General features: G+C 56.3%; 10 protein-coding genes and 1 tRNA gene. All 11 read right to left on the minus strand.

Annotation, left to right across the window (positions count from 1 at the left end):
- Window position 1 precedes the first annotated feature (1 nt).
- Entirely contained in the window at window positions 2–1,228 is a 1,227-nt protein-coding gene (locus C2L71_RS08965; RefSeq protein WP_239926558.1) for a nucleotide sugar dehydrogenase, read from the minus strand.
- Window positions 1,218–2,456, minus strand: coding sequence for a glycosyltransferase family 4 protein (locus C2L71_RS08970; protein ID WP_170042478.1), 1,239 nt, complete (start codon window positions 2,454–2,456; stop codon window positions 1,218–1,220). Before C2L71_RS08970 ends, C2L71_RS08965 begins: the two co-directional genes overlap by 11 nt.
- Before the next feature lie 36 nt (window positions 2,457–2,492).
- Window positions 2,493–3,353 carry a sugar transferase gene (locus C2L71_RS08975; protein ID WP_239926560.1) on the minus strand — a complete coding sequence of 287 codons (861 nt, stop codon included), beginning with the start codon at window positions 3,351–3,353 and terminating at the stop codon, window positions 2,493–2,495.
- A gap of 13 nt (window positions 3,354–3,366) precedes the next feature.
- Window positions 3,367–3,879, minus strand: coding sequence for an antiterminator LoaP (gene loaP, locus C2L71_RS08980; protein ID WP_103265435.1), 513 nt, complete (start codon window positions 3,877–3,879; stop codon window positions 3,367–3,369).
- A 290-nt stretch (window positions 3,880–4,169) separates the two neighbouring features.
- Window positions 4,170–4,823, minus strand: coding sequence for a tyrosine-protein phosphatase (locus C2L71_RS08985; protein ID WP_103265436.1), 654 nt, complete (start codon window positions 4,821–4,823; stop codon window positions 4,170–4,172).
- Window positions 4,824–4,826: 3 nt separating this feature from the next.
- Window positions 4,827–5,639 carry a CpsD/CapB family tyrosine-protein kinase gene (locus C2L71_RS08990; RefSeq protein WP_103265437.1) on the minus strand — a complete coding sequence of 271 codons (813 nt, stop codon included), beginning with the start codon at window positions 5,637–5,639 and terminating at the stop codon, window positions 4,827–4,829.
- Between the two features lie 9 nt (window positions 5,640–5,648).
- On the minus strand, window positions 5,649–6,302 hold the full coding sequence (locus C2L71_RS08995) for a YveK family protein (protein ID WP_103265438.1): 654 nt from the start codon (window positions 6,300–6,302) through the stop codon (window positions 5,649–5,651).
- 49 nt (window positions 6,303–6,351) lie between these two features.
- Window positions 6,352–7,449 (minus strand): LCP family protein, encoded by a 1,098-nt coding sequence (locus C2L71_RS09000; RefSeq protein ID WP_103265439.1) that lies wholly within the window; start codon window positions 7,447–7,449, stop codon window positions 6,352–6,354.
- A gap of 525 nt (window positions 7,450–7,974) precedes the next feature.
- Window positions 7,975–8,658: an HAD family hydrolase gene (locus C2L71_RS09005; RefSeq protein ID WP_239926562.1), complete on the minus strand. Its 684-nt coding sequence runs from the start codon at window positions 8,656–8,658 to the stop codon at window positions 7,975–7,977.
- Between the two features lie 93 nt (window positions 8,659–8,751).
- A tRNA-Gly gene (locus C2L71_RS09010) sits at window positions 8,752–8,826 on the minus strand.
- Between the two features lie 12 nt (window positions 8,827–8,838).
- Window positions 8,839–9,015 carry a hypothetical protein gene (locus C2L71_RS12040; protein WP_157938959.1) on the minus strand — a complete coding sequence of 59 codons (177 nt, stop codon included), beginning with the start codon at window positions 9,013–9,015 and terminating at the stop codon, window positions 8,839–8,841.
- Window positions 9,016–9,121: the final 106 nt, after the last annotated feature.

Consider the following 9,121-nt stretch of genomic DNA (forward strand, 5'->3'; position numbering starts at 1 on the left):
GCTATAGCTTGTGCACATTCTCTCCGTCTCCGCACACGTTGCGCGTATCGAGCACTATAAGTCCATCGAAGACAGAGAGGTCGCGTTTCAGCTGTGAGTGCCCAACCATGACGATCACCATCCTGAGGTTCTCAAGGAAGACGTCCATTGAATGCACCTGATTGGGCACGATGTCGTTCTCGACCCACGGATCGTAGACCTTGCAGGGTTCGCTGGAAAGGTGGCGCTTCATGCTGTCGACCATCTGCAGAGTGGGCGACTCCCTCACGTCGTTGACATCCTCTTTGTAAGTGAGACCGTAGACTCCAACCTCGGAGGGTTCTATGTCGTTTTCCTTCATAATCTCGCTTGCGCGCGCGAGTACGAACTCGGGCATCGAGTCGTTAGTCTCGCGCGCGTTGCGAATGAGACGCGCGAGCTCCGGATAGTCCCCGACAAGAAACCAGGGGTCGACGCTGATGCAGTGCCCGCCCACGCCTGGCCCTGGCGATAAGATGTTCACCCGGGGGTGTTTGTTGGCTATTCGGATGATCTCATGGACGTCCATGCCGTCCGAATGGCAAATCTTGGCGAGTTCGTTCGCGAATGCAATGTTGATGTCACGGAACGTATTTTCAACCACTTTGGTCATCTCGGCCGTCCGTATGTCGGTAATCGCGATTTCCCCCACACAGAAAGACGAATACAGCTCCTTCACCCGTTCACCTATCTGCGGATCGTCTGCCCCGATCGTACGGTTGTTGCTCGTGAGTTCGTGGATCATGTTGCCCGGTATGATGCGCTCGGGGGCATGGGCGAGATGGACGTCCTTGCCAATAGCAAACCCTTTGCCAACTATCGCCGGGCGCACGTACTTGTCGATTGTGCCCGGAGAGACGGTTGATTCGACAACGATGATCGATCCTTGTCGGCATACGTCGAGAGCCGATTCGACTGCAGCAACTACATAAGCCGGATCGATCTTTTTTGAGCATTTGTCATAAGGGGTGGGTACCGACACAATGTAGGTATCGCAGGTTTGGTACTCGGTCGTGAATGAGACTCCAGCCTTCATCGCATTGGAGAACAGATCGTCTAGACCCTCCTCCTTAAACGTCGTTTTTCCTTTATTAAGCGTAGTCACAAGGTTTTTGTCGTAATCGGTTCCAACGACCTCAACCCCATGAGCCGCAAACATGAGTGCGGTTGGAAGGCCAATATAGCCGAGTCCTATAACGTTAATCATCATGCCGATTTCCCCTGTCCGCAGCGCTTTTTAAAATGTCGAGCATTTGGCTGGCCAGCTTCTTTCGCGAGAAACGACACTCTATGGTTCTGACAGCCCGATCTCCCATTGCACGCAATTCGTCGCGATAATCAGGATTGGAGAAGAATATTCTTAGAGTAGCGATATTTTCTTCATCGCTTCCTGTAAGGGCTATACCCGCGCCACTCTCCCTCACAAGCTCCGCCGCTTCTCCTTCGGGCCCGATGAAGAGTACAGGAATCCCGCGAGCGAACGATTCGAGAATCTTCGAAGGTAGCGTCGCATTGAACGAAGCGCTCGGCTGGAGCGATACGACGCATACGTCGGTCACCTGGTAATAATGTTCGAGCTCTTTTTTTGGCATGCCTCTCAGCAGCCGAGCGAAGGGATATTCATTCGTGGCTATAGCCTTCTCGACATCGGAGCGCGTAGCACCTTCGCCGACGATAACGTATCGCAGGGGTATGCCCAGTCGTTTGACCGCTTCGGCGTATTTTAGCGTTCTCGGCACATCTTGAGATATTCCCATGGTGCCGTAGTAGCCTAAAACCAGTTCATCTGAAACGTCGCTGCTGGCACAAACAGCCGCATCGGCACCGTTCGGCACCACAGAAACAGAGTTGCCATCGACCCCACTCTCGCAGAGAAGCCTCTTGAACCCCTTCGTGAGCACGACGACGTGCGCGGAGGATCTCGCAAGATAAAGCTCGATAGTCCGCATTATCTTGACCTTCCAGCTATCTTCCGACGTCCCCGTAGCTACCATCTGCTCGAACGTGATGTCTCTGAATTCGATGACGAAGGGTAAGTCGTGAGTTTTGGCGTAAAGCAGCCCTAGACATCCGGCGAATACGGTGCCAGATGAAGCTAAAACGATATCATAGTTTTTGCCGATCCTCTTTCCGTTGAGCACGATGTTGATCGCACCGCACACAAGGAAGCTCATGCCGTTCATAATACGTCGCGCGATGTTCGTGTTAGGCTTTGCGACGAGCTTGCTGCGAAGGACGCGAACGCCGTAGCGACGTTCCTCTGCGAGCATTTCGACCTTATAGCCAGGAAACACCGAGCCGGTAGGATAATTGGGCCATCCGGTGAACACCGTCACATCAGATCCATCCTCGACCCATGCTCTCGAGTGCTCGTCAGCCCTGAACGCACTGGCGATGTTTTCTGGAGGATAGAATTGAGAGAAATAGAGAATGCTCAAGCTACCCCTATCTCGTACTTTAGGGGACTGCATTCGCTAACAAGCTCCTTTGCCGGACATCATCACACTTGTTGTCTCCACGATCACCCGCAGGTCAGTGGCGAACGAGCGCTCTTCGATATAAGCGAGGTCCATGGCTACCATGTCGTCGAACCCGGTGTCGCTGCGACCCCACACCTGCCAGTAACCGGTGAGGCCAGGTTTGACGGATAGCCTCTGCATGGCGCGCTCATCATACTGGGCGACCTCGGAAGGAAGCGGTGGACGCGGACCTACGCACGAAAGCTGACCCGCGAGGCAATTCAGGAACTGCGGGAGCTCGTCGATCGAGTGTTTACGGATGAAGCGGCCGATGCGCGTGACGCGCGGATCATCCTTGATCTTGAAAAGCGGGCCATCGGCTTCGTTAAGTTCTTGAAGTTCGGCCAGACGCTCATCGGCATCTTTATGCATGGAACGAAACTTGTACATGTCGAAAGTGCACACCTCGCCATTACGTCCGATCCGACCCACTCGTTTTTGGGAATACAGGGGGTTTCCTGGACTCTCGATACGAATTGCAATGCACAAAAAGATCGATGGAACCAGCAGTATCGTGATCGCGCACAGCGAGAATACGATATCGAAAATTCTTTTAACAAAACGATAAACGACTCGATCATTAAGCCGCACAGGAACAGGCACGGGGCCCTCGACTTCGGAAACAAGTTCGGGAACCAAGAACGCCACATCGGACGCGAGCATGGCTGCCGTCTCGCAGCCCTCCTCGAGCGTTTTCTCAAACCCATCCTTGCCAAGCATCGGATATGCAAAAGTCTCAGCGCCGTCCGCCGAAACGCTTTCCCCTGCTCCCGCAAAATCGTCGTCAATCAGCGCGCCAGCACCTGTAGCGGTCATGTCTATTGTGTTGTCAGGGTCTTTTCCGAACAATCTCTAATCCGATTTTGACGGTTTTCTTACGGCCAAGAATCTCCATCTCCAGATACGCAAGGCGCTTGTGGCGATCGAGCTTCTTGATGAGGCCCGTCTGATTCATAAGCGGGCCGTTGAGGATCACGATCTCGTCCCCTTCCATCACACCGTTCGAAAACTCGACCACGCGATGGCCGGGTTTTGTGAACGCGTTGACGAAGGCGGCTTCTTGATCGTCAAGAGGGATGAACACATCGTTGTTGCCCAAAAGTCTGGTGAACTTCGGGACGCTTCGCAGCGCCTCTTGCAGCCTCCCAGGATGTTCGGTGATCACGAATATATAACCGGGCAGCAGCACCTCGGTGCATATGGTCCACACGCCCCGGATACGTTTTTTTACCTCGTATTGGGGGATGAAGCACTCTTGGATCAGTTCTTCGTCGACAAGCTTATAGATCAGATCAAGCACGTGCTTTTCCTGACCGCCGACTGTTTGCACGACGTACCACATGCCATCACCTCCCTAGTAAGACCAATGGGAATATGGCTTCGCTTGAGCCATTCGGCCAAAACGCAACAACGATATAGTCCTCTTGATCGATCCGGAACGCGCACCCAGCGACGATCCCGCTTTCCTCAAGATATGCGTACGCTTCGACGGCCTACTGCAAGAGAGTCAGCCGCATTTGCGCAACAGGTGCAGTTTCCTGCCGCTTGGTCACAGCGCTTCTGCTGCGATCAAGCGGCAAAAAGCTTGCCGTCGCGCGGGCAGCCAGCGTTCAGCCGACCCATCGTTCACTCTCACATACGCGCATGCGCTCCTCGGCATCGGTATGTCCTCCGCGCCTCAGCGAAGCAGTCGTAATGCTCCACTCGATGCGCGTCGCTTGCAATGTAGCTGTACAGGTTCTCCTCGAACAGCTTCTTTGCCGGCTTTCGTTCCTTGCCCATGCGCCCGCCTACCACGAAATCGGCCGAGGCCTGCAGCTTGCAGCCCATGCGCACTAGCTCGCGCGCCACCTCCACGTCCTCCTGCACCGCAAGGTAGCGCTCGGGATGCGCGATGATCACCGTATAGCCTTTGCCCTGCAGTTCGAAGATCGTTCGCTCGTACACGTCGAAATCGTGCTTATGACAGCGCGTCGACAGCTCCAAAAGGAATTCGTTCGTGCCATCGAAGTGCAACCGATCAGCCCACTCCATTCCGAGCTCCATAAGCTTCGCGTGGTTGACCTCCCAGCCCATCGTCAGAGGAAACCCGTCGGCATGTGCTCGCAACAACTCGAACGCTTCTCGCATCGCTCTATAATCGAAATATGGATCGCGTACGTGCGGCGTGCATACGATAGACGTAATGCCCGCGCCCTTCGCAGCCTCAAGCATCGCAAGCGATGCCGCCAGGTCGGGGGCACCATCGTCGACGCCCGGCACTATATGGCAATGGAGATCGCGCATCGGCTATCTCCTCGAACCCCGTTTCGGCGGCACGACGCTCGCCGTCGTCGGATGCGGATTCGAGCGATACGCCTGCTGTTTCGACATGGACGCATGCGAGGCAGACGTCGCAGGAGCAACGTTCTGAGAAACCTCGGGCTTCACCCGTTCGCCCGAATTGGTGTAGTACGCGTAATAGTATTCGGATCCAGAACCCTCAACGAACGTGGCGCATACGCCGATCACCTTAGCGTTGGCCTTCTGCAGCTGCTCGTAAGCCTCCATTAGCTCAGAACGCTTCGTCAGATTCGGTCGAACGACCATAATCGTCGCATCAACGAGCGTCGAAAGGATGGCAGCATCCACGAACGTGCCAACCGGCGGCATGTCGAAGATCACATAGTCGTAGCCTCTTTCCAGCTGACTCACCAGACGGCTGAAGCGCTTCGATGAGATCAAGTCGGCTGGATTCGGAATATTCGGCTCGGTATCGAGAAACTGCAGGTTAGCTGTCGTCGTGCTTACCACGGCAGCATCCAGCGGCGCAGCATCGGACAACACCGCGTACAGACCCGACGAAGCACGCACCTTCAGCATCGAAGCTAAGCTGCGCCGTCGCATATCCGCCTCGACGAGCAGCACGCGCTTTCCGGCCGTCGCCATCGCTTGCGCTAGATTGACTGAAACGGTCGACTTCCCCTCGTTTGGCACCGAACTCGTAATGACGATGGATTTGATGGGCTCGTCAACTGACATGAACCGGATGTTCGCGAACAGCGTCTTCGCCGCGTTCTGTATCTCGAGTTGGTTTGAAGACTGCTTTTTCTTCTTGGCCATGATCCCCTCCTAGCCCTTGATGGTTGGAATCCGGCCGATAATCGGCAATCCGAGCAGTTCTTCCGCTTCCTCCGCACTGCGCACGCGCGTATTCACCATATCGATGAGCACAACGATGGCAACAGCCAAGAAAATGCCCGCGAGGAACGCGACGGCGGTGTACATCGCGCGTGGAGGGCCGGAAGGAGCGGCGGGCTCTACCGCCTTGTCGATGGCGTTGACCGCGCGCACGTCCATAGCTTCCTGCGCGACGTTGTCAGTGGTCGCGGCCAGCTGGTTCGCGACGATGGCGACGGACTGCGCCGACTCCCCCGTGACGGTGAGCGTGAGCACGCGCGTCGTGGTCGCGCTCGTGACCTTGATGTCATATCCGGCGAGCGAGTCCATATGCAGCGCCGACGCGGCGTCGCTGAGCACGCGATCGCGCTCGATAAGGGCCGCCACGTCGTTCGTGAGCATCTGGCTGGCCGTCAAGTCAGTGTTCGACACGCCGCTCGACTCGCTGTCCGATTTCGTCAGCACATACATCGAAACGCTGGCTGAATACTGGTTCGGCAAAAACAGCCATGCGAAGGCCGCCATCGCTATTGCGCACGCAATGGGAAGCGCGATAACGAGCTTCAGATGCTTTCGCAGAAGCTTTATCAATTCCAGAAGAGTCATGAACGTCCTTTACGCATGGTTACCTGCCTGAGCTTGACCGCAGAAGCCATCACAATGACTCCGTCGCATTTGAAGCTGGCCCGTCGCCCTCTTGGGGTTCGCCCGACGTGCTTGCTGTATCGGTCGTATCGGAGGACTCGGCGCCTGCAGTGGGTGCGGCGTTCGGATCCTCGCCCGCATCAACCCGCTGCATCATCTCCGTCCAGCCCGGATACTCCGTCACTACGTAGCTTATGCCGTCGATCGTGGTTGTGGACGAGGGCACGAGCCCCGAATAGAACGTCACGGCCCCGGCTGTTTGGAATTTCTGAGCCAGTTCGATAATCTCGTTGAGACCATAGTCAGTGCTCACACATTCAGCAAGCTGCTGGACGGTGCCGGGAAGATCGAGCGGCGATACATCGAGCACCTTCTTGACGATGGCCTGGGCCAGTATCCGCTGGTTGTCGGCGCGTTGGAAATCGCCGCGCGTGTATCCGTAGCGTTCACGCGCAAACGCGAGCGCCTGTTCGCCGTTGAGCAGCTGCTCTCCGGCTTCGATGCGCTTTCCGGTATTGCTTGAGCCGGTTTCATCGTTGGTGACGGGTACGTTCACCCACACCCCGCCTAGCGTATCGACGAGTGTCTCGAGTTCCTGAAAGTGTATTTCCGCATAGTGGGTGATGGGCACGCCGGCAAATTTCGACACCGCATCCACCGCCCCAGCCGCACCGTCGAAGGCATACGCCGCATTGATCTTCTGTCGGCCGTGACCAGGTAGCTCGACCATCGTGTCGCGCGGAATGGAGACCATGGTGATAGTGCCGTTCTGCGGATCGACGCGCGTGAGGATGATGACATCGGAGCGAGAGGCCTCGTCGCTCTCGCGCGCGTCCGAACCCAGCACGAGCATGTAGAACGGCTTATCCTTCGTCTCGGCGGTCACCGGCTGAAGAGCGGCCTTCAGATTATCGGCCTCCTGCTTGTTGTCGAAGGAAAGCGCCTGATTGATGGAATTGAGGTACAAAGCCGCCGCGCCGCCCACCAGTCCGAACACGCACACGATAGCCGCGAGCGTGATAAGAACGGCTTTGCGCGCCGAATGCTTTTTGCGCTTCTTGCGAACGCGGAGGATCTCTTCGGAACGCGAGAGATCGGGAGCAGCCATAAGGCGTGAATCGGTAGGCGCAGATGCGGCTCGTCGAGCGCTGGAACGTTGATTCGGCGGCGGCACCACAGGACGAAATGCCGCAGGCTGCGATTCAGGCGGTATTACATCATGCTGTTGATGGTGTCTTGCAGGCTCGGGACCGGGAATTCGGGAGTTCTCTCTCATTTAGAGGACCCCCCCCCGACTGTCCGGTCGTACGGGCGCTATCGCGCGAACCGGAGCGGCCGCAGCAAAACAAACCGATTCCGAGCACAGGCAAACCGCTCGGGCAGCAAAAGCTCGAGCGGTACTTAGATCGTTTATCCGCGTGATGCAGCACATGAGAATAAAAAAGGCTCCGTTTTTCTCTATCGTAACGTCAGCCAATAAGGCACACGCATCAAGCGCGCCAATGGCGGTACGTTATTCACCCGTTTAAATATCATACTGGGTAGACTACGGTTTGACAACGAAAAAGCGCTGAATGGAGTCCCCCCCCCCCGCACTTCATTCACGTTTTATACATACTTGTCAGTCTTATAATTACCCTGTGTAATCATATTCCGGTGCGAACCGAAGGAGCTCCCGCGGGTCCTCGATCACCGCATCCGCACCGGCCTTCCGCAGGCCCGCAGCACCATGGTAGCCCCATGCAGCTCCGAGTGAAAACACGCCCGCATTGCGCGAAACCGCGACATCGGTACCCGAGTCCCCCACATACACCGTCTGAGCGGGCGTCGAATCCAACTCTGCAATCGTGCGCAGCAGGCCGGTCGGATCAGGCTTGCGCGGAATCTCCTCGCTCTCGCCGTGCATCACATCGAAAATGTCCGGGAGATACAGGTTGATGACATCATGCACGCCCGCGTCGAACTTGTTGGACAGCACGCCGAGGCGGACACCGCGCCCTTTCAGCTCCTGAAGCGTCTCGACCATATGCGGGTAGGCCCGAGTTAGTTTATTGCCGATGATCGGGTACAGCTCCTTCCAGCGGCGCATGGTGGCGTCAGCCTGCTCGGATGTTGCTGTGGCGGGAACAGCCAGGCGAATAAGCGCTTCGGCCCCGGCACCGACGAAGCTGTGGATCTCGTCACGCGTACGGCTGGGGAACCCTTGCTCGCGCAACGCCTCGTTCGTGAGTTCTACGAGGTCGGGTAGTGTGTCGAGCAGCGTGCCGTCCAGATCGAAAACGAACGTATTGTATACGGGTATGGTTTGCTGGCTCATTGTCTACTGCCTTTCATTGGATGTGAAGTGCGCACTCGAGGATGCGTCGGCATATACTACAAAACCCGCCGCAGCGGGTTTCGTGAATGTCGATGGAGCGGGTGACGGGACTCGAACCCGCGAATACAAGCTTGGGAAGCTTGGGCCTTACCACTTGGCGACACCCGCATTGTCGATGAATTATAACCTTACCTTGCCCTTTCTTGGAACAATTTCAGCGAATAATCCATCTATAACGAATCCGACAGCCAGCAACTCAGCCTCGTGGAGGAACCGTGCGGCATCGTCAGCCATAAGCAGGTCGATGAGCGGCTTGTTCTTCTTGAACACCCGCGTGAGGAACTTCGCCTTCGCCACGTTCTTCGCGATGTCGTCTTTTTCGAGGACGTAGTTTATGACCTCGCGCGGGAACTTGAAGATCCGTGCTCAACCTCGGCCAGAGGGGCTGCATCACTTTTGATAC

Origin of the sequence: Enteroscipio rubneri (genome assembly GCF_002899715.1) — a bacterium.
In the GTDB taxonomy this organism is placed as follows: domain Bacteria; phylum Actinomycetota; class Coriobacteriia; order Coriobacteriales; family Eggerthellaceae; genus Enteroscipio; species Enteroscipio rubneri.